Origin of the sequence: Sphingobium yanoikuyae, from assembly GCF_034424525.1 — a bacterium.
In the GTDB taxonomy this organism is placed as follows: Bacteria; Pseudomonadota; Alphaproteobacteria; order Sphingomonadales; family Sphingomonadaceae; genus Sphingobium; species Sphingobium yanoikuyae.
Window position 1 is genome coordinate 3664539 of sequence record NZ_CP139979.1, and the last position, 25987, is coordinate 3690525.

General features: G+C 66.4%; 26 protein-coding genes. 16 read left to right on the plus strand and 10 right to left on the minus strand.

Annotated elements, in window-relative coordinates:
• Positions 1–9 precede the first annotated feature (9 nt).
• Complete coding sequence (coxB, locus tag U0025_RS16820; RefSeq protein WP_004208610.1) at positions 10–1017, minus strand: cytochrome c oxidase subunit II; 1008 nt, start codon at positions 1015–1017, stop codon at positions 10–12.
• A 284-nt stretch (positions 1018–1301) separates the two neighbouring features.
• Between coxB and pyrE the strand changes: the two genes are divergently transcribed.
• From pyrE to U0025_RS16850, 6 genes are all read left to right on the plus strand, one after another.
• Positions 1302–1883: an orotate phosphoribosyltransferase gene (gene pyrE / locus U0025_RS16825; protein WP_004208611.1), complete on the plus strand. Its 582-nt coding sequence runs from the start codon at positions 1302–1304 to the stop codon at positions 1881–1883.
• A gap of 1 nt (position 1884) precedes the next feature.
• Entirely contained in the window at positions 1885–2616 is a 732-nt protein-coding gene (locus U0025_RS16830; protein WP_004208612.1) for a pyridoxine 5'-phosphate synthase, read from the plus strand.
• Positions 2617–2623: 7 nt separating this feature from the next.
• Entirely contained in the window at positions 2624–3025 is a 402-nt protein-coding gene (acpS, locus tag U0025_RS16835) for a holo-ACP synthase (protein ID WP_004208613.1), read from the plus strand.
• A 35-nt stretch (positions 3026–3060) separates the two neighbouring features.
• Positions 3061–3975 carry a signal peptidase I gene (gene lepB / locus U0025_RS16840; RefSeq protein WP_004208614.1) on the plus strand — a complete coding sequence of 305 codons (915 nt, stop codon included), beginning with the start codon at positions 3061–3063 and terminating at the stop codon, positions 3973–3975.
• Between the two features lie 28 nt (positions 3976–4003).
• Positions 4004–5050: an AI-2E family transporter gene (locus tag U0025_RS16845; protein WP_051156883.1), complete on the plus strand. Its 1047-nt coding sequence runs from the start codon at positions 4004–4006 to the stop codon at positions 5048–5050.
• 102 nt (positions 5051–5152) lie between these two features.
• A complete protein-coding gene (locus U0025_RS16850; protein ID WP_004208616.1) occupies positions 5153–5479 on the plus strand; it encodes a hypothetical protein in 327 nt (108 codons plus the stop codon).
• Between the two features lie 164 nt (positions 5480–5643).
• Here the strand turns inward: U0025_RS16850 and U0025_RS16855 are convergent, their stop codons facing one another.
• Positions 5644–6225, minus strand: a complete 582-nt coding sequence (locus tag U0025_RS16855) for an FKBP-type peptidyl-prolyl cis-trans isomerase (RefSeq protein ID WP_004208617.1) — start codon at positions 6223–6225, stop codon at positions 5644–5646.
• Between the two features lie 83 nt (positions 6226–6308).
• Positions 6309–6515 carry a 30S ribosomal protein S21 gene (gene rpsU / locus U0025_RS16860; RefSeq protein ID WP_004208618.1) on the minus strand — a complete coding sequence of 69 codons (207 nt, stop codon included), beginning with the start codon at positions 6513–6515 and terminating at the stop codon, positions 6309–6311.
• A gap of 257 nt (positions 6516–6772) precedes the next feature.
• Between rpsU and U0025_RS16865 the strand changes: the two genes are divergently transcribed.
• Positions 6773–7531, plus strand: a complete 759-nt coding sequence (locus tag U0025_RS16865) for a class II aldolase/adducin family protein (RefSeq protein WP_004208619.1) — start codon at positions 6773–6775, stop codon at positions 7529–7531.
• Positions 7532–7578: 47 nt separating this feature from the next.
• Here U0025_RS16865 and U0025_RS16870 read toward each other — a convergent pair whose 3' ends face one another.
• Both U0025_RS16870 and U0025_RS16875 read right to left on the minus strand, forming a co-directional pair.
• Positions 7579–11160, minus strand: coding sequence for a hydantoinase B/oxoprolinase family protein (locus tag U0025_RS16870; protein ID WP_004208620.1), 3582 nt, complete (start codon positions 11158–11160; stop codon positions 7579–7581).
• 46 nt (positions 11161–11206) lie between these two features.
• Positions 11207–11671 (minus strand): Rrf2 family transcriptional regulator, encoded by a 465-nt coding sequence (locus U0025_RS16875; protein WP_004208622.1) that lies wholly within the window; start codon positions 11669–11671, stop codon positions 11207–11209.
• 119 nt (positions 11672–11790) lie between these two features.
• On the opposite strand from U0025_RS16875, the gene U0025_RS16880 reads away from it, so the two are divergent.
• Positions 11791–12684, plus strand: a complete 894-nt coding sequence (locus U0025_RS16880) for an NAD(P)/FAD-dependent oxidoreductase (RefSeq protein WP_004208623.1) — start codon at positions 11791–11793, stop codon at positions 12682–12684.
• 25 nt (positions 12685–12709) lie between these two features.
• Here U0025_RS16880 and U0025_RS16885 read toward each other — a convergent pair whose 3' ends face one another.
• Positions 12710–13864 carry an FAD-dependent oxidoreductase gene (locus tag U0025_RS16885; protein WP_004208625.1) on the minus strand — a complete coding sequence of 385 codons (1155 nt, stop codon included), beginning with the start codon at positions 13862–13864 and terminating at the stop codon, positions 12710–12712.
• A gap of 116 nt (positions 13865–13980) precedes the next feature.
• On the opposite strand from U0025_RS16885, the gene U0025_RS16890 reads away from it, so the two are divergent.
• The 6 genes from U0025_RS16890 to U0025_RS16915 all read left to right on the plus strand — a co-directional run bounded on the left by U0025_RS16890 (position 13981) and on the right by U0025_RS16915 (position 20910).
• Positions 13981–15843 (plus strand): CHASE3 domain-containing protein, encoded by a 1863-nt coding sequence (locus U0025_RS16890; protein WP_004208626.1) that lies wholly within the window; start codon positions 13981–13983, stop codon positions 15841–15843.
• A 44-nt stretch (positions 15844–15887) separates the two neighbouring features.
• Positions 15888–17129 (plus strand): putative DNA modification/repair radical SAM protein, encoded by a 1242-nt coding sequence (locus U0025_RS16895; protein WP_004208627.1) that lies wholly within the window; start codon positions 15888–15890, stop codon positions 17127–17129.
• Between the two features lie 82 nt (positions 17130–17211).
• Entirely contained in the window at positions 17212–17568 is a 357-nt protein-coding gene (locus tag U0025_RS16900; RefSeq protein ID WP_004208628.1) for a hypothetical protein, read from the plus strand.
• A gap of 61 nt (positions 17569–17629) precedes the next feature.
• Positions 17630–18100, plus strand: coding sequence for a hemerythrin domain-containing protein (locus U0025_RS16905; RefSeq protein ID WP_004208629.1), 471 nt, complete (start codon positions 17630–17632; stop codon positions 18098–18100).
• A 10-nt stretch (positions 18101–18110) separates the two neighbouring features.
• Positions 18111–19517 (plus strand): UdgX family uracil-DNA binding protein, encoded by a 1407-nt coding sequence (locus U0025_RS16910; protein WP_004208631.1) that lies wholly within the window; start codon positions 18111–18113, stop codon positions 19515–19517.
• A gap of 67 nt (positions 19518–19584) precedes the next feature.
• Positions 19585–20910, plus strand: coding sequence for a metal-dependent hydrolase family protein (locus U0025_RS16915; RefSeq protein WP_004208633.1), 1326 nt, complete (start codon positions 19585–19587; stop codon positions 20908–20910).
• Positions 20911–20929: 19 nt separating this feature from the next.
• Here U0025_RS16915 and U0025_RS16920 read toward each other — a convergent pair whose 3' ends face one another.
• Together U0025_RS16920 and mgtE are read right to left on the minus strand one after the other, a co-directional pair.
• Complete coding sequence (locus U0025_RS16920) at positions 20930–21328, minus strand: DUF1489 family protein (RefSeq protein WP_004208634.1); 399 nt, start codon at positions 21326–21328, stop codon at positions 20930–20932.
• A 23-nt stretch (positions 21329–21351) separates the two neighbouring features.
• The gene (gene mgtE / locus U0025_RS16925) at positions 21352–22803 is read right to left on the minus strand and encodes a magnesium transporter (RefSeq protein WP_004208635.1); all 1452 of its coding nucleotides are present in this window, start codon (positions 22801–22803) and stop codon (positions 21352–21354) included.
• A 183-nt stretch (positions 22804–22986) separates the two neighbouring features.
• On the opposite strand from mgtE, the gene U0025_RS16930 reads away from it, so the two are divergent.
• Positions 22987–23439 carry a peptidylprolyl isomerase gene (locus U0025_RS16930; protein ID WP_004208636.1) on the plus strand — a complete coding sequence of 151 codons (453 nt, stop codon included), beginning with the start codon at positions 22987–22989 and terminating at the stop codon, positions 23437–23439.
• A gap of 104 nt (positions 23440–23543) precedes the next feature.
• Here U0025_RS16930 and U0025_RS16935 read toward each other — a convergent pair whose 3' ends face one another.
• A complete protein-coding gene (locus U0025_RS16935) occupies positions 23544–24230 on the minus strand; it encodes a hypothetical protein (RefSeq protein WP_004208637.1) in 687 nt (228 codons plus the stop codon).
• Between the two features lie 14 nt (positions 24231–24244).
• Entirely contained in the window at positions 24245–24967 is a 723-nt protein-coding gene (locus U0025_RS16940) for a hypothetical protein (RefSeq protein WP_004208638.1), read from the minus strand.
• 314 nt (positions 24968–25281) lie between these two features.
• Here U0025_RS16940 and U0025_RS16945 point away from each other — a divergent pair, with 314 nt between their 5' ends.
• A complete protein-coding gene (locus U0025_RS16945; protein WP_004208639.1) occupies positions 25282–25836 on the plus strand; it encodes an outer membrane protein in 555 nt (184 codons plus the stop codon).
• Positions 25837–25987 lie beyond the last annotated feature (151 nt).

The window sequence follows — 25987 nt, forward strand, 5'->3', positions numbered from 1 at the left end:
TCCTACCCCTCAGATCTTCTTTTCAGCAGTAGCGGCAGCGGCTTCAGCCGTCTTCTCCGCCGCTGCGCCCTTCAGCGTGCCGCCCTGCGACTGGACCCACTGGTCGAACTGGGCCGGGGGCAGTGCCTCGATCGCGATCGGCATGAAGCCGTGGCGCGCGCCGCACAGTTCCGAACATTGGCCATAATAGACGCCCGGCTTCTCGATGGTGAAGCTCTTCTCGTTCAGGCGTCCGGGCACGGCGTCCATCTTCACCCAGAGCGAAGGCACGGCAAAGCTGTGGATCACGTCGGCGCCGGTGATGATCAGCTTGACCGGACGACCGACCGGCAGGACCAGGCGATTGTCGGGCGCGAGCAGATAGGGCTCGCCATTTTCCTTCGCCTTGTCCTCGGGCAGCATGTTCGACACGAATTCGGGGATGCCGTTGTCGGGATATTCATAGCCCCAATACCATTGATAGCCGGTGACCTTCACGGTCAGCGCATCCTTGGGCGCGGGCTTATACTGGTCGGCCAGCAGGCCGATCGAGGGAATCGCGATCACCAGCAGGATGAGGACCGGGACCAGCGTCCACACCACTTCGATGACAGTGTTGTGGGAGGTCTTGGACGGCACCGGATTGGCGGAGCGGCGATAGCGCACCATCACGTAGAGCATCAGCAGCAGCACGAAGACCGAGATGATGGTGATGAGCGGCAGCAGCATCTTGTCGTGCAACCAGCGCGCGGTGTGGCCGGTGGAGGTGAACTGCTCCTGCAGCGTGATCTCGCCGGGCTTGGGCATGCCGATGCCTTCGGTCGGCTTCATCCGCGGCGGCGCGGCGACCTTGGCGGCGGGCGCGGCTTCAGCCGCAGGGGCCGTCGCATTGTCGGGTGATTCGGTCGATATAGCTGCATTGTCAGCAGCGGGGGCGGCAGCGGCGGCATTCTCCTGCGCCAATGCCATCGGGCTCATCACCGTTGCCGGCGCCATTGCCAGCAAGCCGGCCAGAATGAGCGATCTCACCTTTTTCATAGCCTCATCTACCCCTAACCCCTTGTTGCCGCTGCAACGGGAACGTCCACTTTCGCGTCGTGCCCGCCCGTTCGGTCTATGTGGCGGCTTATAGGCAACGAATTTTTCTGCCTCAAGTCAGTGTGGACCAGATTTTCTTCGCTGTTGCAACGCCTCCCGCTCCCGCCTATCTCGCACCTCGCGCACAGGTGCGCGATCATGGGCATGTCATGCCCGTGCGATATGGGCGGGCCGGGCGCCGTTTTTGCGCGACCTCCCGCAACGGAATAGTGGAACAGGGCGGAATGACCGACGAAGAAGTATTGGCAGAATTCCGGGCAGCAGGTGCGCTGCTCGAAGGACATTTCATCCTGTCGTCGGGCCGCCGCAGCGCCAATTACCTGCAGTGCGCCCGCGTGCTGATGAATGCCGAACGCGCCGGCAAGCTGGCCCGCGCCACCGTGCAGCAGCTGCCGCGCGAGCTGCGCCAGGAGATCGACCTGGTCGTGTCGCCCGCCATGGGCGGCCTGATCATCGGCCATGAAGTCGGCCGCGCGCTCGACAAGGATGCGGTGTTCCTCGAACGGCCCGAGGGCGTGTTCGAACTGCGCCGCGGCTTTGCCATATCGCCGGGGCAGAAAGTGCTGATGGTGGAAGACGTCGTCACCACCGGCCTGTCCTCGCGCCAGGCGATCGAGGCGGTCGAGCGTGAAGGCGGCATCGTCGTCGCCGAAGTGGCGCTGGTCGATCGTTCGGCCGGCGAAGTGGACCTGGGCGTCCCCTTCTACCCGCTCGTGAGCATCAATTTCCCGGTCTATGACGCCGATCAGCTGCCGCCCGAACTGGAAGCGGTGCCGGCGATCAAGCCCGGCAGCCGGAAGCAGTAAGATGGCCGCCGGTCCGCTGCGCCTGGGGGTCAATATCGACCATGTGGCGACGATCCGCAACGCGCGGGGCGGCGAACATCCCGATCCGGTCAAGGCCGCGCTGCTGGCGGTGAAGGCCGGCGCCAACGGCATCACCGCGCATCTGCGCGAGGATCGCCGCCATATCCGCGACGAGGATATCGCGATGCTGATGGCGGCGCTCGACGTGCCGCTGAACCTGGAAATGGCGGCGACGCAGGAAATGCTGGGCATCGCCCTCAAGCACAAGCCGCATGCCGCCTGCATCGTGCCGGAAAAGCGCGAGGAGCGCACGACCGAGGGCGGCCTCGACGCCGCCGGCCAGATCGCGGTGTTGCGCCCGATCGTCGCCGCGCTCACCGATGCCGGCATCCGCGTCAGCCTGTTCATCGAGGCCGACGCCGCCCAGATTGAGGCCGCGATCCAGCTTGGCGCGCCCGTGGTCGAATTCCATACCGGCGCCTATGCCCATCTGACCGGCGAGGCCCGCGCGGTCGAGCTGCGCCGCATTGCCGACGCCGCCGCGCTCGCCGCCAAGAACGGCATCGAGCCGCATGCCGGCCATGGCCTCACCTTCGACAATGTCGCGCCGATCGCCGCCATCCCGCAGATCGCCGAACTCAATATCGGCCATTTCCTGATCGGCGAGGCGATTTTCGGCGGGCTGGAAGCCAGCATCCGCGAAATGCGCCGCCAGATGGATTTGGCGCGATGACCGCCGCATGATCATCGGCCTCGGCTCCGATCTCTGCAATATCGAGCGGATCCAGAATTCGCTCGACCGCTTCGGGGACCGGTTCGTCCAGCGCGTCTTCACCGATGTCGAACAGGCCAAGGCGGAACGCCGGCCGTTCACGAAAGCCGGCACGCTGGCCAAGCGCTTCGCCGCCAAGGAGGCCTTTTCCAAGGCGGTCGGCACCGGGTTCAAGGCCGGTGTCTTCATGAAGGACATCGGCGTCGTCAACGCGCCCAGCGGCGCGCCCACGCTGGCGCTGACCGGCGGCGCGGCACAGCGGCTGGCATCGATGGTGCCGGCGGGCTACAAGCCGGTCATTCACCTGACGCTCACGGACGATCATCCATGGGCCCAGGCCTTCGTCATCATCGAGGCGCTGCCGCTTTGAGCGGGCCGCCCTCCCCATCCGAGCATAGCCCTTCCATGACGGCAGTCGACATGACCCAAACCGACCCCCTGCCCCCCGCCGCGCCCGAAACGGCAGCCGACGACAAGGAGGCAGGCACCAGCGGGGCCGGCGGCAGCGGGGTGAACTGGTGGCATGAGGTGAAGAGCATCGTCCTGCTCATCCTCGCCGTGCTGGCCTTCCACAGCTTCGTCGCCAAGCCCTTCTACATCCCGTCGGAATCGATGATGCCGGTGCTGCTGAAGGGCGACCGGCTGGTGGTCAGCAAATTCCCCTATGGCTGGTCCTATGTCAGCCCCAGCTTCCATCCGCTGCCCTTCCTGAAGGGGCGCATCCTGGGCCATCTGCCCGAGCGTGGCGACATCGTCATCGTCTCGCCCCAGAACCGGCGCGAGGATTATATCAAGCGGGTCATCGGCCTGCCCGGCGACATTGTCGAGGTGCGCGGCGGCCAGGTGATCCTGAACGGCGTGCCGGTGCCGCAGAAGGTGCTCAAGCCCCTGCGCATAGCGGTCGACGGCAACGCCCCCTGCCCGCCGATGCAGTTCCCCGGCGCGCTGGTGACCGACAAGGCGGGCAAGAGCTGGTGCGAACTGCCGGTGCGGCAAGAAGTGCTGCCCAACGGCAAGACCTATGTCACGATCGACATGGGGCCGAGCGCGCTCGACTGGTATGGCCCGGTCCGCGTGCCCGCCGACCATGTCTTCCTGATGGGCGACAATCGCGACAACAGCGCCGACAGCCGCGCGCCGCTGGAGGAAAATGGCCTGGGCGGCCCGGTGCCATGGGAAGCGATCGGCGGTCGCGCCGAATTCATCACCTTCAGCCTGGACGGCGATTCGAGCTGGAACCCGCTCAGCTGGTTGCATGCCTTCCGTGGTGGCCGTGCCGGGAACAGCCTGCGCCCCCAGAGCGTTACCGAGGCGAAATAGTTCACAGCGATTGATGGGGGTTCCGGGTTTGAGCGACGCGCAGCAGCATATCGAGCAACCCGGCCCCAGCGAATTGCGCAGCCCGCTGGTCCAGCATGAGATCAAGCGGGCGGGCGTCTGGTTCGCGATGGCGATCGGCATCGCCCTGATCGTGCTGCTGGCCCAGCCGATCATGCTGATCCTGGGCGCGCTGGTCTTCACCACCATGATGGATGGCGGCACCCGCCTGCTCGGCCGCGTGCTGCCGATCGGCCGGGGCTGGCGCCTGACGATCGTCCTGCTCGCCGTCGTCGCCTTCCTCGCCTATACCTTCTACCTCACCGGCTCCAGCCTGGCCGCCCAGGCGCAGGCGATGCGCACCATCGTCGAGGCGCAGGTGGAACGGGTCGGCGGCTGGATGCAGCAACTGGGCATCACCACCACGCCCGAAGACCTCAAGAGCCTGGCCCAGCAGGCGATGAGTTCCATGGGCCGGGTCACCGCCGCCGTCGGCACCGCCGTCGGCGCGATCACCAGCGGCGTCATGATGCTGGTGCTGGCCATCTTCATCGCGGTCGAACCCAAACTCTATGAACGCGGCGTCGCCTGGATGCTGCCGATGGACAAGCGCGCCCATTTCTACACGGTCGCCGACAAGATGGCCTTCACCCTGCGCCGGCTGATGTTTGGCCGACTGATCGGCATGGCGGTGGAGGGCGTGGGCGTATGGCTGCTGCTGTGGGCGGGCGGCGTGCCGATGGCGGGCCTGCTCGGCATCCTCACCGGCCTGCTCGCCTTCCTGCCCAATATCGGCGCCATCATCTCGGGCGTGCTGATCGTCCTCGTTGGCTTTTCGGGCGGCACCCATACCGGCCTCTATGCCTTTGGCGTCTACATGGCGGTGCAGATCATCGACGGCTATCTGATCGTGCCGATGGTGGCCAAGCGCGCGACCGATCTGGCCCCGGCGCTGGTGCTGGCGGCGCAGATCCTGCTCGGCGCGCTGTTCGGTATCCTCGGCCTGTTCCTGGCCGATCCGATCGTCGCGATGATCAAGGTCTATCTGGAGGAACGGTCCAAGGCTCTGGCAGGGTAGACCACCCTGAAAAGCGACGATAAAAACGGCGATTGACGAATGCGTCCCGGAACGTAACGATTGCTCCTGCGCTTCTATCCTAAAGCGAAAGGAGAGAATGGCATGACCGTGGCAATGGAGCAGCAGAAGAAGCTGCATTTCGAACTGACCAATGTCGGCATGCGGGCCCAGGCAACCGCCGCCGGCATGGTCCAGCTCTGCCGGGAACTGCATCGGGCCGGCATCCTCGACAATGACGCGCTGGAACGGATCAAGTCGGCGATCGCCGACGATATCGACATTGGCGCGCCGCGTTCGGTGTCCTGCGTCGAATATCGGCGCGACGTGAAGGCGCGACTCGACCGCCTGTTCACCGGCGAGGAAAAGATTGGCAGCGCCGAAGGCCTTGCCTTCCCGCCATCGGCCCCCGGCGACCAGGCCAGCCTCTGAGCATTTGTCCGGACTGCGCCTCTGGCGCAGCCGCACCGGTGGTCGGGTGTGGGCCGGTGCCGCATCAAAAATGCGCCCTTTCGCGCATTTTTCAGACAGCGCTCTGATCACAAAAGAAAAAGGGCCTGGAAACCAGGCCCTTCTCTACTCTCGGATCGATCGGATCAGTTGCCCGGCACGCCCTGCGGAACGGCGCCCTGCGGCATGCCACCCTGCATCTGCTGCATCCGCTGCTGCATCTGCATGATTTCCGCGCGCGACTTGAAGTCGTGCAGCTGGACATCGAACACCAGCACCGAATTGGCCGGGATCGGGCCGGCGGCCTGTTCGCCATAGCCAAGCTGCGGCGGGATCCACAGGCGGTACTTGCCGCCCTTCTTCATCTTCTGCAGGCCTTCGGAGAAGCCCGGCACCACGCCGTCGACCGGCATCGGCGTCTGCGGATTCTCGTCGAACACGGTGCCGTCGAGCAGCGTGCCCTTATAGCCCACCAGCGCAACGTCGGCGGTCGTCGGGCTCGGCCCGCTGCCTTCCTCCAGCACCTGGTACTGCAGGCCCGACTCGGTCGTCACCACGCCCTTGGCATGGGCGTTCTGCGTCAGGAAGGCGGCAGGCGATGCTTCCACGCCTTGCTGCCCTGCCCAGGCCAGACCACCGGCCGCCAGCGCGATCGCGGCGACACCGATCCAGAGTCGCGTCAGCGACCCCTTGGCGATAGGACGAAGGGGGACAGCCGTCGTGGACATGGGCGAACGCCTCGCAATGAAGAACGGGAAATCAGCAAAGAGTCAGGACGACCGCGAACCGGCCGTCCTGATATCGGCAGTCCTTAACGGACGCCGTCGCGCTCGGCGCGCTTGCGCTCCAGCTTGCGGGCGCGGCGGACAGCAGCCGCCTTTTCGCGCGCACGCTTTTCCGAGGGCTTCTCGTAGTGACGACGCAGCTTCATTTCGCGATACACGCCTTCACGCTGCAGCTTCTTCTTGAGCGCGCGGAGGGCCTGGTCGACATTGTTGTCGCGAACGATGATCTGCATAAGTCCGTCAATCTCCAATCGAAAACGGGCGGATCGCCAGGAATGAAACCCTCCCGACGGGCCGACCGAATATAAAAATCCGTGAGTCGCCACAGGTCACCCTGAGGCATGTGGGGCGCGCCCTACCAGCAGAGTCGCGCAAATTCAACCCCTGCAGGGCTTTCACGCCCTTTCCCTCGACAGAATGCGTCGAGCGGAGGATAGTGGCGCCCATAATATAGAGGATAGTGGCGCCCATAATATAAAGGAGGATGGCCATGGCAAGTGCCGCCAGACAGCCCGACATGTCGCCTGCCGAATGGGAGGCGCGCCAGCAGCTCGCCGCCTGCTACCGCATCTTCGACCATTTCGGCTGGTCGGAACTGATCTACAATCACATCACCCTGCGCGTGCCCGATGAGGAAAATGCCTTCCTCATCAACCCGTTCGGCCTGCTCTACAGCGAGGTGACGGCGTCCAACCTGGTCAAGATCGATATCGACGGCCATGTGCTGGACGGCAGCCCCTATCCGGTCAATCGAGCCGGCTTCACCCAGCATAGCGTGTTCCACCGCCACCTGGCCGACGCCCATTGCATCATCCACACCCATACCACGGCGGGCATGGCCGTCAGCGCCACGCAGGAAGGGCTGCGGCCGATCAATTTCTACGCCGCCGCCTTTGCCGGGCGGATCGCCTATCATGACTTTGAAGGCGTCACGATCCGGCCGGAGGAAGGGGAAAGGCTGATCGCCAACCTTGGCGAGCGGCGAATCATGATGCTGCGCAACCATGGCACGCTGGTGATGGCCAAGAGCCTGCCCGAAGCCTTCCTGATGCAATGGATGCTCCAGCGCGCCTGCGAGATTCAGGTCGCCGCCTGCGCCGCCGGCACGCCGGTGGAGATCCCGGCCGATGTCATCGCCGTGCATCAGCGCGATCTTGCCGGCGTGCAATTGCCGGTCGGCGTCGGCGTGCCCGATTTCCAGGCGATGGTCCGCCTGATCGACCGCACCGACAGGAGCTGGCGGGACTAGCGCCCTGCCTTCCCCGCCTCTGTCCGCTTGCCGCGGACGGTGGCGGATCAGCCCTTGCCGAATCCGCCGCCGCCCGGCGTCTCGATCACGAAGACGTCGCCCGGCGCCATCTGCGCCGATCCGGTCGCGCCCAGCCTATCGATCCGGCCATCGCCACGCTCGACCCAGTTGCGCCCCAGCCCACCGGGCGCGCCGCCGTCGAGGCCAAAGGGCGGCACGCTGCGCCGGTTGGCCAGGATGCCGGCGGTCATATCCTCCAGGAAGCGGATGCGACGCAGCCCGCCATTGCCGCCATGATGGGCGCCCGCGCCGCCCGATCCGGGCCGAATCGAAAATTCCTCCAGCAGCACCGGGAAACGGCTTTCCAATATTTCGGGGTCGGTGAGGCGGCTGTTGGTCATGTGGGTCTGCACCACATCGGCACCGTCAAAATCCGGCCCGGCGCCCGATCCGCCCGAGATCGTCTCATAATATTGGTGGCGCGCATTGCCGAAGGTGAAATTGTTCATCGTCCCCTGCGCGCCCGCCATCACGCCCAGCGCGCCGAACAGCGCGTCGGTGACGACCTGGCTGGTCTCGACATTGCCGGCGACCACTGCCGCGGGATAAAGCGGCCGCAGCAGCGATCCCTCCGGCACCACCAGAGTCATGGGCTTGAGGCAGCCGTCATTCATCGGCACGGCCTCGTCCACCAGCGTCCGCACGACATAGAGCAGGGCCGCGCGCGCGACCGACAGCGGCGCGTTGAAATTGCCCGGCAACTGGTCCGACGTGCCGGTGAAATCCACCGTCGCGCCGCGCGCCGCCCGGTCGATCGTCACGCGGACGACCACCTCCGCCCCATTATCCATCGCATAGCGATAGTGCCCGTCGGACAGGCGATCGATCAGCCGGCGCACCGCTGCCTCGGCCTGATCCTGCACATGGCCCATATAGGCGGCCACGACATCGGCACCATAATCGCCGCTGATCCGCTGCAGCTCGGCCGCGCCCTTGGCGCAGGCGGCGATCTGGGCGGACAGGTCGGCGATATTCTGGTCGACATTGCGCGAGGGCCAGCGGCCCGACCCCAGCAGGGCGCGCAGATCACCCTCCAGAAAGCGACCCTGATCCACCACCAGCACATTGTCGAGGACGATGCCCTCTTCCTCGATACTGCGGCTGTCGGGCGGCATGGAACCGGGCGAGATGCCGCCAATATCGGCATGATGGCCGCGCGCCGCGACATAGAAGGCCGGCGCACCCGCTTTCCCGTCGACGAATACCGGCATCACCACCGTCACGTCGGGCAGGTGGGTGCCGCCATCATAGGGCGCGTTGAGCGCATAGACGTCGCCCGGCAACATGCCGCGCCCGTCGATCGCCCGGCCATCGGCGCCGATCCCGCGCCGGCGCATGACCGCGCGGATGCTTTCCCCCATGCTGCCGAGGTGAACCGGCATGTGCGGCGCATTGGCGACCAGATTGCCGGCCGCGTCGAACAGGGCGCAGGAGAAATCGAGCCGCTCGCGAATATTGACCGAGGAGGCGCTGTGCTGGAGCGCGGCGCCCATTTCCTCGGCGATCGCCATGAACAGGCCGCCCATCACTTCCAGCCGGACCGGATCGACGGCGGTGCCGTCATCGGCGGCCGGCGCAGGGCGCGGCGCATGACGGGTCAGCACCAGATTGCCGATCGCATCGAGCCGCGCGCGCCAGCCCGGCTCGACCACCGTGGTCGACACCGGGTCGCTGATCAGTGCCGGGCCATCGACGATGCTGTCCAGCGTCAGCCCGGCCCGGTCGAACACCGGTGCCTGCGCGCCCGCCAGCATCACCTGCGCCAGCGGCGCGGCCGGCTGGGTCGCGATGGTCGCCACCTTGCCCATATCCTCGGCGGTCGGCGCGATCGCCTCGACCCGCACCATGTCGACCAATATGGTGCCGGTGCCGCCATAGCCGAAGCGGGCCTGATATTGCGCCTCGAAATCGGCCAGCATCGCCGCCCGATCGCCCAGCATCACGTCGAACAGGCTGTCGGTGCCATCATAGCGCAGCCGCAGCACCGTCTCGCTCCGCTCTGCCTCGGGCAGGTCGGCGCGCGCCTGCTCCGCCAGCTCGGCGATCGCCGCCGTCAGCGCGTCGGCGCCCGCATCGTCCAGCGGCAGTGCCAGCGTCCGCTCGCGCACCGCGCGCCGGTCGGCCAGGCCCATGCCATAGGCGGACAGGACGCCGCCCAGCGGATGGATCATCACCCGGTCCATGCCCAAGGCATCAGCGACCAGACAGGCATGCTGCCCGCCCGCCCCGCCGAAACTCGCCAGCGTATAGCGCGCCACATCATGGCCGCGCGCGACCGAGATGCGCTTGATCGCATTGGCCATGCTGGCAACGGCGACGGCGATGAAGCCCTGCGCCGCGTCCTGTGCGGTCATCACCCGGCCGGTCTGCGCCTCTACCTGCGCACAAATGTCGGCAAAGCGCGCCTCGACCGCGTCCCGGTCGAGCGGCTGGTCGCCCCTGGGGCCGAACAGGCTGGGGAAGAAATCGGGCTGCACCTTGCCCAGCATGACATTGCAGTCGGTGATGGTCAGCGGTCCGCCGCGCCGGTAGCAGGCCGGCCCCGGCACCGCGCCGGCCGATTCCGGACCGACGCGAAAACGCCCGTCGACCACCGAACAGATGGAACCGCCGCCCGCCGCGATGGTGTGGATGCGCATCATCGGCGCGCGCAGCCGCACGCCCGCCACCCGCGCCTCATTGTCGCGTTCATAGCTGCCGGCATAATGGGACACGTCGGTCGACGTGCCGCCCATGTCGAAACCGATCACCTCGCCGAACCCCGCCTGCTCGGCGGTGCGGGCCAGGCCGACGATGCCGCCGGCCGGGCCGGACAATACCGCATCCTTGCCGCGGAACAGGTCGCCGCGCGTCAGCCCGCCATTGGACTGCATGAACAGCATGTCGGCGTCCTCGCCCAGCGCCGCGCCCAGCCCGTCGACATAGGCGCGCAGCACCGGCGAGAGATAGGCGTCGGCCAGCACCGTGTCGCCCCGCCCGACCAGCTTGATGAGCGGCGCGACCTCATGGCTGACCGATATCTGGGTGAAGCCGATCTGCCGCGCGATCCGCGCCAGCGCCTGCTCATGGGCAGGATAGCGATAGCCATGCATCAGCACGATCGCGACCGCGCGCAGCCCGGCATCATAGCCGCGCTGCAACGCCGCCTGCGCAGCCGCCTCGTCCAGCGGCGTCAGGATGGTGCCGTCCTGCATCACCCGCTCGTCCATCTCCACGACATCGGCATGAAGCGGCGACGGCAGGTCGATCCGCCGCGCGAACAGGTCCGGCCGGTCCTGATAACCGATGCGGATGGCGTCGCGGAATCCCTTCGTAATCGCCAGCAGCACCGGCTCGCCCTTGCGCTCCAACAGCGCATTGGTGGCGATGGTCGTGCCGATCCGCAGCGTGCAGGGCGGGATCGGCCCGTCGCCCGCGCCGGTCAGCCGCCGGATCGCCTCGACCGCCGCGTCGGCATAGCGCTCGGGGTCGCTCGACAGCAGCTTGGCGGTGTGAAGAACCCCTTGCGGGTCGCGTGCCACCACGTCGGTAAAGGTGCCGCCGCGGTCGATCCAGAATTGCCATTGCATGCCCCGCCTGATGGCCGCGCCACGGGCGGTTGGCAAGCCGCTTGGCTCAATGGCCGGTCAGCGGCTCGATCGCCCCGGTCGCCAGCAGCGCGGCGTAACGCTGGTCGAAATCCGCCGCGATCTGCGCTAGCGTCACCTGCCCCAGCCGGGCGATCAGCATCGCCTCCGCCTCCTGCATCGCTGCCGCCATGGAGGCGTTGACCGCCTGTTCGACCAGGCATTGCGGATTGGGGTCGGCCGGCCCGATCGAAAAGATGCGCGGCTCGCCCACCGCGCGATAAATGTCGAGGATGCGGATCGCATCGAGCGGCCGGGCCAGGGTCCAGCCACCGCCATGCCCCTTTTCGGAGCGGACATAGCCCGCGTCGCGCAGGCCCGCCATGGTCCGCCGCACCACCACCGGATTGGTGCGCAGCATCTGCGCCGCCAGCTCCGACGTCATCGGGCCGTCCAGCCGATCCATGTGGATCAGGATATGCAGCATTCTCGACAGGCGCGCATCCAGCTGCATCGCAGGCGTCTCCTTTCCCGCCCGCCTATCACGCAACATCAATTGTTGCAAATCAGGTTGGCCGGATTATGTAACTTATCAAGTATCGTGATTCGACGCAGCCATTGAAAGGAAGACCCATGCATGACGTGATCGTGATCGGCGGCAGCTTTGCCGGCCAGTCGGCGGCGATGCAGCTCGCCCGCGCGCGGCAGGATGTGCTGCTGATCGATGCCGGCCTGCCGCGGAACCGCTTTGCCGACGCCGCCCATGGTTTCCTGGGTCAGGACGGCCGCACGCCCCGCGCCATCATCCGCGATGCCGAACGCCAGTTGCTCGCCTATCCCACCGCCCGGATGCTGGCTGGCGAAGTGCACCATGCCATCAAGACCAGCGACGGCTTCGCCCTGACCCTGGCCAGCGGCGAAACCCGACTGGCCCGGCGGCTGATATTGGCGACCGGCGTGAGCGACGAGTTGCCGCCGATCCCCGGCATGGCCGAACGCTGGGGCGAGACGGTGCTGCACTGCCCCTATTGCCATGGCTATGAAGTGCGCGACCATCCGCTCGGCATCATCGCCAACCACCCGATGTCCGCGCATCAGGCCGCGCTGATCCCCGATTGGGGACCATCCACCTATTTCACCCAGGGCCAATATGAGCCGGACGATGCCGAACGCGCCCGGCTGGAAGCGCGCGGCGTCGCGATCGAGCGGGTGCCCGTCGTCGCGCTGATCGGCGATGCGCCCGCGCTGAGTGCCGTGCAACTGGCCGACGGCCGGACGATCGAAATCGCCGCTGTCTTCACCGCCCCCAGAACCCGGCTCAGCAGCGATGTCGCGGTCCAGCTCGGCTGCGCGCTGGAGGATGGCCCGACCGGTCCCTTCATCAGCATCGACGCCTGGGGCCTGACTTCGGTGCCCGGCGTCTATGCCGCCGGCGACGCCACCTCCCCCATGCACAATGCGACCTTTGCATCCGCGTCCGGCGTCAAGGCCGGGGTCGGCGCGCACCAGTCGCTGGTCTTCGCCTAACAGGCGGGCGGGCTGGACGGCGGCGCTATTTCCAGAAGGCCGCCAGCTTGCGCACCGATGCCTCGGCGGCTTCGCGGTCGGGGGCTTCGTTGGCGTCGCCATAGCCGAACCAGTCGTCCTCCCCGACCTCCTGCACCACGATGCCGTCGCGCCGCGCCAGCATCGCCAGCTTGTCATGATAGACGCCATAGGTGGCGCCCGCCTGCGGGATCAGCCAAGCGATCTGGCCGCGCACCGGCACGATGCTCTCGTCCCGCCACAAAGCCCGCGCGCCATAGCCGGTGCAGTTGATGACGGTCTTCTGCTTCAGCCGCGTCACGTCCTGGGGTTCGTGCAATTCCATCGGCACGATCCGACCGCCGCCGATCAGGAAATCGGTGGTCAGCTGATGGGCAAGGTCTGCGACATTGAAGGTCAGCGAACTGCTGCGCCGGGCCCGCTCGGTGCGGAAAGGATGGGTGCCCGGTGCCAGCTCGACCGATCGCGGCATGATGTCATGCAGCCGGTCCTCCAGCCGGATGAAGCGATCGGGTCGTTCGGGCCTCACCCTCTCGACGGCGGGCGCCACAGCCGGACCGTCCGACAACATGTAACGGTCGGTCCATTCCACCGGATCGCCCGGCAGGCCGAGCAGGCCCTGATAGAAAGCGAAGGATCGCCGCGCCATCGCCTCCCAGCGATCGCCAAAGCCGGCATCCACGCCGCCCTCCATCGCGATCCGTGAATCGGGCGACCAGGTGCCGGTCGCCCGCGCCGATCGCACGTCGGGAAATTGCTCCTTGGCATAGATGGTCACCTTCGCCCCGGCACGCTGCGCCGTGAGCGCAGTGGTGAGGCCGATCGCGCCGGCGCCGATCACGGCAATATCCGTCATCCCCTCGGCCAGCGCCATGCCGACCGCAACCTCGGCCGATCCCCAGGACAGCGACCAGCCGCTGCCGCCATGGCCATAATGATGGACAACCCGCTTGCGCCCCACCTCTTCCACCGCGATGCGCGGCCCGGCGGCGCGGAAGGGCCGCAGGCAGACGGTGATGCGGAAGATGCGATCGGGCGTCGCGCGGATCGGCTCCAGCCCGGCCAGCGGATCGAACAGACTGGCTGCATCGGCCCCCGCCGCCAGCGACAGGGCACCCAGCCCGCCGAGGCCCCGCGCCAGAAAATCGCGTCTGTCCATCATCCCGCCCCCTATCTGCCGACCGGTTCAACGAAGTGCCCGGACATAACCGCAACGGCCCGTCGCACGACAGACACAATCGGGTTGCCCCACCCTTGTTAATTGCCCATTAAGACCAGATGAATGCGCTCCGCCCCGAACGATCCATCGTCGTTCTGCTGCTCGCGCTTGCCACCGTCGTCGTTGCGGTGAGCGGCACCATCTGGCTCTACCGCAGCCAGCAAGCCGAAATCGGCTGGGTCAATCATACGCTGCGTGTCGAAAACCGCCTGTCAGTCATCCTGTCGCGGGTGCAGGCCGCCGAAAGCGCCCAGCGCGGCTATATGCTGACCCGGCAGGATCCCTTTCTGGGGCCGTTCGACGCGTTCAAGACGGACTGGCCGCGCGAGATCGCGCAATTGCGCGAGGATGTGCGCGACAATCCGGAACAGGTGCAGGCGACCGATCGGCTGGGCCAGATGCTGGCGCAGCGCCTGACCCTGCTGGAGGGCGGGATCGAGCTGCGACGGCGCAACCGCCCGGTCGATCCCAACGCCTTCGCGCCGGGCCTGATGTCGATGGCCGGCATCCATGCCCATATCACCGCCATGAAGGCGCGCGAGACCGATCTGCTGCGCCTGCGCAGCATGGAAGCCAACCGGCTGACCTTCTGGGTCACCGCCAGCCTGTCGGTCAGCGCCGCATTGGTCATCATCCTGGGCCTGCTGGCCCTGCGCAACGCCCGCCGCCGCATGATCGAGGCGGTCGCGAGCGAACGGGCGCTCGCCGAGGCCAATGCCCGGCTGGTCAGCGAAGCGGAACAGCGCACGGCGATGGAGGCGCAGGTCCGCCAGTTGCAGAAGATGGAATCGATCGGCCAACTGACCGGCGGCATCGCCCATGACTTCAACAATATGCTCGCGGTCGTCATCGGCTCGCTCGACATGGCGCGGCGGCGCCTGCCCGCCGATATCGATCGGCGCATCAGCAACGGCCTCGACAATGCAACCGAGGGGGCGCAGCGCGCAGCGCAGCTGACCGCGCGGCTGCTCGCCTTCTCGCGCCAGCAGCCACTGGCGCCGCAATCGACCGACGTGAACAAGCTGGTGGGCGGCATGTCGGACATGCTGCGCCGGACGATCGGCGAGCGGGTGCGGGTGGAAAGCGTGCTGGCCGGCGGCCTGTGGCGGGCCAGCATCGATCCCGGTCAGCTGGAAGCGGCGATCCTGAACCTGTGCGTCAATGGCCGCGACGCCATGCCCGATGGTGGCCGACTGACGGTCGAAACCGGCAATGCCTATCTCGACGATGCCTATGCCGCCGCCCATGCGGAGGTGGTCCCCGGCCAATATGTATTGGTGTCGGTGACCGACAGCGGCACCGGCATGACGCCCGACGTGGTGGAGCGCGCGTTCGACCCCTTCTTCACCACCAAGGGCGTGGGCAAGGGCACGGGCCTGGGCCTCAGCCAGGTGTTCGGCTTCGTCCGCCAGTCGCACGGCCATGTGAAAATCTATTCCGAACCCGGTCAGGGCAGCACGATCAAAATCTATCTGCCCCGCCATTATGGCGTGCCGGTCGCCGATCCGGTCGCGCCCGCCATCGCCCTCGACCTGCCCCGTGCCCAGGGGGACGAGATCATCCTGGTGGTCGAGGATGAGGACCGGGTGCGCCACATGTCCGTCGATTCCCTGCGCGAACTGGGCTACACCATCGTCCAGGCCGCCGATGGCGAACAGGCGCTGGCGATGCTGGCGATCGAACCGCGGGTCGACCTGCTCTTTACCGACATCGTCATGCCCGGCATCAACGGCCGCATCCTGGCCGACCGCGCCCGTGCCGACCGGCCGGAGCTGCGCGTCCTCTACACCACCGGCTATACCCGCAACGCCATCGTCCATAACGGCATGCTCGATCCCGGCGTCGCCTTCCTGGCCAAACCCTTCACCATGGACCAACTCGCCGGCAAGGTGCGCCAGGTGTTGGACGAGGAACCGGCCTGATCTGGATTATGGACAAGGCGGTATATGGAACGTAACATGAACATATGTCCGCCCTGTCCACCCGTAAAAAGCTCGAAATCCTCGCCGATGCCGCCAAATATGACGCATCCTGCGCCTCGTCGGGCACGACCAAGCGGGATTCGCGCGACGGCAAGGGGATAGGATCGACCGAGGGCATGGGCATTTGCCATGCCTATGCGCCCGACGGCCGCTGCATCTCGCTGCTGAAAATCCTGCTGACCAACAGCTGCATCTTCGACTGCCATTATTGCATCAATCGCCGGTCGAGCGATGTTCGCCGCGCTCGCTTCACCGCGCGCGAAGTGGTCGACCTCACGCTCAGCTTCTACCGCCGCAACTATATTGAGGGGCTGTTCCTCTCCTCCGGCATCATCCGCTCGTCCGACTATACGATGGAGCAGATGGTCGAGGTCGCCCGCAGCCTGCGCGAGGATCATGATTTTCGCGGCTATATCCATCTGAAGACCATTCCCGACGCCGATCCGGAACTGCTGCGTCAGGCCGGCCTCCATGCCGATCGGCTGTCGATCAATGTCGAGCTGCCGACCGAACCCGGCCTCAAGCGGCTGGCGCCGGAAAAGGACGGCCGCCGGATCGAGGGAGCGATGGCGCAGATGCGCAGCCAGATGGACGATATGGGCGACGCCCGCCGCAAATATCGGCATGCCCCGCGCTTTGCCCCGGCGGGCCAGTCGACCCAGATGATCGTCGGCGCCGATGCCGCCGACGATCGCGCCATCATCCAGCGCGCGAGCAGCCTTTATGACCGGCACAGGCTGCGTCGCGTCTATTACAGCGCCTTCTCCCCCATACCCTCGCCCAGCAGCGTGCTGCCGCTCAAGCGCCCGCCGCTGATGCGCGAGCATCGGCTCTACCAGTCGGACTGGATGATGCGCTTCTATGGCTATTCCGCGGCCGAGGTCGCCGCCGCCACCGACCGGGACAGTGGCTGCCTGCCGCTCGACATCGACCCAAAGCTCGCCTGGGCCTTGCAGCATCGCGCCAGCTTCCCGGTCGACGTCAATCATGCGCCGCGCGAAATGCTGCTGCGGGTGCCGGGGCTGGGGGTGAAGGCAGTCGACCGCATCCTGGCCAGTCGCCGCCATCGCCGGCTGCGGCTAGAGGATGTCGCGCGCCTGACCACATCCATCGTCAAGCTGCGCCCCTTCCTGATCGCCGCCGACTGGCGCCCGGTGCAACTGGCCGACCGAGTCGATCTGTCCGCGCAGTTGCGGCGTCCCGCCGCCCAGCTCGAACTTTTTTAAGGGGAGCCGAGGCAATTTTGCGGTTGATCGCAAGCACGGTTCATGAAACTCTTGTAACACGATCAGCAAGGGGATCGGGACTTTGGCGACACTTTTCGACAATCAGGCCATTGAGCGGCAGGGCGCAGGCTTTGCCAAGCGCATCAGCACGCATCTTGCGGCCGCCCTTGTCGTCTTCTGCCTGCTTCAGATCTTCATCGTCGCCAAGATGGGCGGCTCGCTGGTCCTGCACCTTGGCGTCATCATCGCGATCGGCGGTTTCGCCATCGCCGCCCGCGCGCTCGAACATCGCTGGCAGATGCTGGATCATAGCGGCCTGTCCCATGCCGGCCTACGCCTGCGCTTCCGCCGCGACCTGCTCCAGCTCTGGGGCACCAGCCTGCTGGGCGCGCTGCTCTGGGTGCCGGTCGCGATCATCTTCCACGCGCTGTTCGGCTAAGCGCCGGACCCTTTTTACTGGGCCATCGTTTCCCCCTTCACCGCATGAAGGAGGATTGCCCATGGCCAAGGCCAGCATTTTCGATCGCCTGAAACAGGATCATGACGCCCATCGCCAGCTGTTCGACAAGATGGCGGCGGCGACGCGGGAAAAGGATGACGACCGGCTGGAAAAGCTGTTCGACCAGTTCAAGGTCGAAGTGACGGCCCATGCCGCCGCCGAGGAAGAGACGCTCTACGCCACCATGCTGGCCCAACCCGACCTGCGCGAGGATGCGCAGCACAGCGTGTCCGAGCACAAGGAAATCGACGATTTTCTGGAGGAACTGGACGGCCTCAAATTCAACGGCGATGCCTGGCGCCGCACCTTCGACCAGCTGAAGAAGCGCTACCTCCACCATATCGAGGAGGAAGAGGAAGAGATGTTCCCCGACGCCGCGAAGGAACTGAGCGCCGCCGAGGAGGAAAAGCTGGCGAAGCTGTTCGCCAAGCGCAAGCCCGCCGAACTGGCCCGTGCCGAGGCGGAGGACTGACCGGACGGCCATGCATCGGGTGACGCTGGCGGGGCCGGATGATTTTGAGGGCTGGCGCGATGCGGCCCGCGCGATGGCCCTGGCCGCCATTCCCGCCGACGCCATCCTCTGGGACGTTGCGGGCAGCGCCACGCCCGACCTGTTCGGCAGCGACGCGACGCCCCTGCCCCCGGCTCCGGCGGATGCCGTCTTCTCCGTGCCGCGCGCCTTTGTCGAACTGGCGCAAAGCGCGATCCTCCATCGCGACCCCGCCCGCTTCGCCCTGCTCTACAGCCTGTTGCTGGCGGTGCGCGCGGTGCCCGGCCGTATGGAGGATCGCGCCGATCCGCTGCTGCGCCGGGTCGAGGATCTGGCCAAGGCGGTGCGGCGCGATATCCACAAGATGCGCGCCTTCGTCCGCTTCCGTGAACTGGATGAAGGCGACGGCCCGCGCTTCATCGCCTGGTTCGAGCCGGACCATCATATTGTCCGCGCCAATGCCGGCTTCTTCACCCGCCGCTTCGCCTCGATGCGCTGGTCGATCCTGACGCCGGAAGTCAGCATCCATTGGGATGGCCACATATTGACCGAAGGCCCCGGCGCGCAGCGCGGCGACGCCCCGGCCGAAGATCCCGTCGAAGATGTGTGGAAGGGCTATTATGCCGCCATCTTCAACCCGGCCCGGCTGAAGACCGGGGCGATGCTGTCGGAAATGCCGCGCAAATATTGGCGCAACCTGCCCGAAGCTGCCCTCATCCCCGATCTGGTCGCCGGCGCCCAGGCGCGCGAGGCGGCAATGATCGCCACCGCTCCCCGCCCCGCAGCCCGCACCGGCAACAGCCGCGCCGCCTGGCAGGCGCTGCGCGACGAGGCGATGGCCTGCACCCGCTGCCCGCTGCACGGGCCGGCCACGCAGACCGTGTTTGGCGACGGTCCGCTCGACGCATCTTTGCTCTTCATCGGCGAACAGCCCGGCGATCAGGAGGATCTGGCTGGCCGCCCCTTTGTCGGTCCCGCGGGGCAATTGTTCGATGCCGCCCTGGCCGAGGCCGGCGTGGATCGGGCACGCGCCTATGTCACCAACGCCGTCAAGCATTTCAAATATGAACAGCGCGGCAAGCGCCGCCTGCACCAGACGCCCGACGTGCCGGAGATCAGGGCCTGCCGCTGGTGGCTGGAACAGGAACTGGACCTGATCCGCCCGCGCATCATCGTCGCCCTGGGCGCCACCGCCGCCCGTGCCCTGCTGGGCAAGCCGGTGACGATCAGCCAGATGCGCGGCCGCCCGATCCCGCTCGACGACGGCGTCGAAGCCTGGATCACCGTCCATCCCAGCTATCTGCTGCGCCTGCCCGACCCCGATCGTCAGGCGCAGGAACAGGCCCGCTTCGTCGGCGACCTGCGGATGGTCGGCGAACGGCTTGCCATCCGCGCCTGATATAAATCCGTTGACGGCCGGCCCGCTGCGCGCGACGCTGCCGCCATCAAATTTAACAGGGGTTTACATGATCTGGGGGAAGGCAGCGGCGCTGGCCGCATGCAGCATGGCGGCGCTGGTCGCAGTGTCGGCGCCGGCCGTAATGGCCAAGGATGTCGTGGTCCATGCCGGACGGATGATCGACGGCACCGGCGCCGCCGCGCGCGAGAAAGTGTCGATCCTGATCCATGACGATCGCATCACCGCGATCCAGTCGGGCTTCGTCACGCCCGCCGGCGCGGAGGTGATCGACCTGTCGGCCAAGACCGTGCTGCCCGGCCTGATCGACACCCATGACCATATCACCGCCGGCTGGCACAGCGGCGACCCGATCCGCAATGCGGTGACGCGCAGCGCCTATGAGGACGCGATCGAGGCGACCGGCTTCGTGCGCAACACGCTGCTCGCCGGCTTCACCTCGGTCCGCGACTGCGGCGCCGATACCCAGGTGATCGTCGCGCTCAAGAAATCGATCGACGGCGCCGTCATCCCCGGCCCGCGCCTGTGGGTGGCCGGCACGCCGCTCGGTCCCACCGGCGGCCATGGCGACGCGGTCAACGGCCTGCGCGTCGAATTTGCCGACATTCCCCACATCAGCGACAATGTGATCGACAGCCCGGAAGCCGCTCGCATCGCCGTGCGCCGGCTCAAGCGCGAGGGCGCCGACCTCATCAAGATCATGCCGTCGGGCGGGGTCATGTCGATCGGCGATGATCCCAAGCATCAGCTGATGACCGACGAGGAGATCAAGGCGGTGATCGACACCGCCCATAGCCTGGGCATGAAGGTCGCGGCCCATGCCCATGGCAAGGAAGCGATCGACCACACGATTGCGCTGGGCGTCGATTCGATCGAACATGGTTCCTATGCCGACGCCGGCAGCTACAAGATCTTCAAGCAATATGGCGCCTATCTGGTGCCGACCATGCTGGTGGGCGAGCGCGTCTATCAGCGCGCCAGGGAACATCCCGAACAGCTCAATCCCTCGACCGCCGAAAAGGCGCTGGTGATCGGCCCGCTGCTGCAGAAGAATCTGCGCGATGCCTATGCCGCCGGGGTCAAGATCGCTTTCGGTACCGACACGTTCGGCCTGTCCGACCATGGCGAAAATGCCCAGGAATTCGCGCTGATGGTGCGGGCGGGCATGCCGGCGATGGAAGCGATCAAGGCCGCCACCGCCAATGCCGCCGACCTGCTGGGCAGCGCCGATGTCGGTACGTTGCAGGCCGGCCGCTATGCCGACCTGATCGCGGTCGACGGCGACCCGCTGGCCGATGTCCGCCAGCTCGAAAAGGTCGGATTCGTGATGAAGGGCGGCGCCGTGGTGAAGGCCGATGGCAAGCCGATGATCTGAGCCTCGCCTGGGGCTGGCGTCAGACCAGCCCCAGCCGCGCCAGTTCGTTCAGCATGGCGGGCGGCATCGCTTCCAGATCGTCCGCCTCGCCCCCGCCCAGATCGGGCGGCGCATCCTTGTTCTCCAGATAGCGCCAGCCCTGATGCGCCCGCTTGGGCGCCGTCCGTACCGGGATCAGCCGCGGCGCCAGCCGGATCCAGTAGCGCCCCTGCCCGGTCTCCTGAAATCCCAGGATCGGGCTGCGGCCGACCAGCGCATGGCCGTGAATCCAGTAGAGCGATCCGCCCTCCATCTCCTCCAGTCGTTTGGGCAGGTAACGGGTGGTCAGGCGCGCCTCGTCCGCATGGCTTTCCAGCCAGGCCTTGAGGGTCGCGGGGCTTTCGCTCTGGAAGGCGATCTTGGTCAGGTGCAGCGGCATTGGCGTCTAGATGGGGCGGCGGTTCAGCCGGTCAATCCCGCCGCCGTCGCCAGCCCCAGAAAAGCGAAGAAGCCCATCGAGTCCGTGATCATCGTAACGAAGATGGACGATGCCACCGCCGGGTCGAGGTTCATCCGGTCGAACGCCAGCGGCACCGCCGCGCCCGCCAGCCCGGCGGTCACGATATTGGTCATCATCGCCGCGGCAATCACGCCGCCCAGCGCGACATTGTGGAACACCAGCCCCACGCCCAGCCCCAGCACCAGCGCCACGGTGCAGCCGTTGAGCAATGCCACGCGAATTTCGCGCAAGATGGTGCGACGGGCGTTCGACCCGGTAATCTGGTTGGTGGCCAGCGCGCGCACCGTCACCGCCATGGTCTGGCTGCCGGCATTGCCGCCCACGCCCGCGACGATCGGCATCAGCGTGGCCAGCGCCACCATCTTCTCGATCGTATGTTCGAAAATGCCGATGATGGTCGACGCCACCAGCGCCGTCAGCAAATTGGTCAGCAGCCAGCGCACGCGCGCGCGATAGCTGTCCATCACCGGCTCGTTGATGTCGCCTTCGCCCGCACCCGACAGGCGGAGAATATCCTCGCCCGCTTCCTCGGAAATGATGTGGACGATGTCGTCGACCGTGATCATGCCGACCAGCCGGCCGCTGCCATCGACCACCGCGGCGGAAATCAGCGCATATTTCTGGAAGCGCAGCGCCACTTCTTCCTGGTCCATGTCGACCGGAATCAGCGTCTGCTCGCGCTTCATCAGGTCGGCCATGGCGATGCCGCGCGGACAGGTCAGCACCCAGCTGAGCTGACAGGTGCCGATCGGCTTATGCCCTTCATCGACGACGAAGATTTCCCAGAAATCACGGGTCAGGTCGCCATTGTCGCGCAGATAGTCGATCACCTGGCCGACCGTCATATGTTCGGGCACCGCGACCAAGTCGCGCTGCATCATGCGGCCAGCGGATTCTTCGGGATAGGAAAGCGCGGACTCGATCGCGGCGCGATCCTCCGGCTCCATCGCCTCCAGCACCGCCTGCTGGTCGGCCTCCTCCATGTCCTCGATGATCGCGACGGCGTCGTCGGTATCGAGTTCGGAGGCGAATTCGGCGACCTGTTCGGGCGCCAGCGCGCCGATCAGGTCGTCGCGCACATAATCATTGAGTTCGGACAGAACCTCCGCGCCAACCAGGTCGCCCAGCGCGGCGGCCACTTCGCCACGCTGCTCGGCGGGCGTCAGTTCCAGAAGGTCGGCGATGTCGGCGGGGTGCAGCGGCGAAACCAACTCGCGCGCATGGTCGATATCGCCTTCATCCACCGCATCCAGCACGGCGGACAGGAATTCGGGCTTCAGCCGGTCATCCTCGTCCAGGCTCGACTCGGCCTGCTCCATACCGGCCGAGATCAGACTCTCGTCAGCAAGTTCCTCGTGCGGCCGCGGCTCGGCCAAATCGCCACGTTCGGTCATGGCGCGCGCAACTGTCCGGTTCCTGTAACATTTCGATGCTTTCGCCGATGCACAATATAATTGCAATGGGGTTGGACGCGCTTTGGCAACAGATGGGACAGGCTTTACCAAACAGCCGCTTCCATCCCCATCCCAAGCCTCTATATGAGGCGATCAACGCCTTCCCCAATGAGAGGATCTTTCATGGCCGACGAAACCCTTACCCTTTCCCTCGACAGCGGCGGCGACGTCGTGATCAAGCTGCGCCCCGATCTGGCGCCCGGCCATGTCGAACGCATCACCACCCTTGCCAAGGACGGCTTCTATGACGGCGTGGTCTTCCACCGCGTCATCCCCGGCTTCATGGCGCAGGGCGGCGATCCGACCGGCACCGGCATGGGCGGTTCCAAGCTGCCCGACATCAAGGCCGAATTCAGCCGCGAACCGCATGTCCGCGGCGTGTGCTCGATGGCCCGCGCGATGAACCCGAACAGCGCCAACAGCCAGTTCTTCATCTGCTTCGACGACGCCACCTTCCTCGACGGGCAGTACACCGTCTGGGGCGAAGTCACTTCGGGCATGGAACATGTCGACGCGCTGCCCAAGGGTGAGCCGCCCAAGACTCCGGGCAAGATCGTCAAGGCGACCGTCGCCTAAGCGACATTGTCCTTCCGGCCGCTGCCAGCCCCGCGACGGGACTGGCAGCGGGCCAAGCCCCGACACCGGTGCGGCCCCGCCGCGCCGGTGTCTGCGTTTCCGGGTCAGTGTTTCCGGGCCATGCCGTCGGTCACGGAAATCAGCTGCGCGGTCTGGGTCGCATTGTCCGCCTCGTCCGCCGGCGGCGCGACATAGGCGCCGATCGATTCGATATGCCAGCGCCGATCCGCCTCGCTCGCGCCCGGCACCGCATCGACCCGGCGCAACACCACTTGGCGCAGCCGATACCAGGGCTTGCCGTTCGCCTTCAGCCGGCCATAGACCTGCACCGGCACCGTCACGAAGCTTGATCCGGCCGCGCCCTCGATCTCGGCCGGGCTGCCGATATTGGCATGGATCTCACTGAAGCCACGGAAGCGCGCGGCGAAATGCGCATCATCCTGCGCGCCGATCGCGCTCTTGTCGTTCCACAGATCCTGCGCGTCGCTGAAGCGCTTTTCCTCCAGCAAGCCATAATAGCCCTGCACCACCTGGGCCGCGCCCTGCGCGCTGTCGGGGTCGATCGCGCCTTCCTCGGCCGGTGCCGGTTCGACCGGCAGCCCGCCGGGCGTGCCAGGCGCCGGCGGCGCCAGCGGCTCCATCAGCGCCTGCGCCTCGGCCCGGACATTATTCTCGACCTGGCTGGCATTGGCGCCATTGGCCAGATTGTCGATCGCGCTTTCCTCCCGCCCGTCACAGGCGGCCAGACTCACCAGACCCAGCAACAACGCGGCGCCAGCCATGCCCCTCATGAACGTCTCCCGCATTATTGGGGCCGGGTCCGAACCGGATCGCGACCACTGCCTCTTGTCCCGGCGTCCGACCGCATGCGCGGTGCCGGACGGGCGCTGCCGCCCATGTCGCGCGGCGGGCGGCTCGCCTGGGGCGGGCGCTGGCCGGGCTGCGGCACATAGCGCTGGTCGCCGCCGCTGGCACCGGGACGCCCGCGGCCGGGCGTGTCATTGCCGCGCGGCGGGCGCGGACGGCTCCAATTGCCGTCATTGGGTCGGCCATCGCCGCCATTCCAGCCGGGGCGACCGCCAGGGCGTCCGTCGCCCGGTCGATTGCCATCGGGACGCCCGTCACCCGGACGGTCCCAGCCCGGCCGACCATCCCCCGGACGTCCGTCACCGGGTCGCCCATAACCGGGCCTGCCGTCACCGGGCCGACCATTGCCCGGCCGGTCCTTGCGACGCGCTTCCCAGTAGCGGCGCTGGCTGTCATTCCAGCGATGCCGCGCACCGGCGCGGTCATAGACATAATAGCCGCGCCCCGGATAATAATAGTCATTGTACCAGCCGCCATAGCCGCCCGGCGCATAGCCATAAGGCCCGTAATAGCCGTCGCCATAATAGCCGCCACCGCCATAATAGCCGGTGCCGACGCTCACGCCGCCATAGCCATAGCCGTCATCATAGGCGCAGCCCCCCAGGGCCATCGCGCTCGCGAGACCAAGCGCAGCCAGGAATCGTGATCCGGTCCGCGTCATTGCCTGTCTCCTCATATGCTTCATGACCCCGGTTAACGCCGCGCGGTTGAATTGGTGGTGAATGAAAAGCGGTTCAAGATCGGGCATTTATCTGTGGTTCAGAAAAAGCGACTTTCGTTCATCCCCCTGACAGAAACCGTGTCGTTTCCAACACATAATCATGGCCCGGGCAATATTTCGCATTTCGTTCAGGAAACCTTCCGCCGGCCCCGACCATTGATGCCCCATGTCCTCGCAGACGCTTGCAGCGCACGGGACATGCCGGCGGGTCCACACCCCGGCCCAATTTCAGAAACAGATAAAGGGTCACCCCCATGAAGACACTGCTTTTCACGGCAGTTGCTGCCGCCACCCTGTTGCCTGCCGCCGCCATGGCGCAGGAAGACAGCAGCTCCACCCGCCGCATCGAACCCTATGTCGGCGTGATGGCGGGCGTGCATAATTATGACAGCGAGACCAGCAAGGAGGGCATTCCGCCCGTCGGCTACAAGGGCCGCATGGTCGAAGGCGTCGCGGGCGTGAACTATAATGTCGCCGGCCCGCTCGTGCTGGGCGTCGAAGGCACCGTGTCCAAGGGCGTCAGCGGCGACATCGACTGGGAATATGGCGCGGCCGGCCGCGTCGGCGTGAAGGCCGGCAAGGACAGCATGTTCTTCGGCAAGGTCGGCTATCAGTGGACCAATTTCGACGCGCTGGGCAAGGATAGCCGCGACTATCATGGCATGACCTATGGTGCGGGCCTGGAACTGTCGCCCGCCGACCTTGGCAGCTCGGCCGAGCGCAGCAATGTCCGCCTGCGCGTCCAGGCCGACACGACCGGCAATTTCCATTCGATCCGCCCGATGGCCGGCGTCGTCGTCAAATATTGATCGCATGAACGGGTGGGCCGGTCATTGATCGGCCCGCCCGCCCAGCCTTCATCCCTTTCCATAAAGGGATCTGGGGTGCGGGACGGCCATGGACTGCGGCCGTCCCGCATTCACCTGTTCCAATATAGTTGACTGCGTCAACAATCCATGC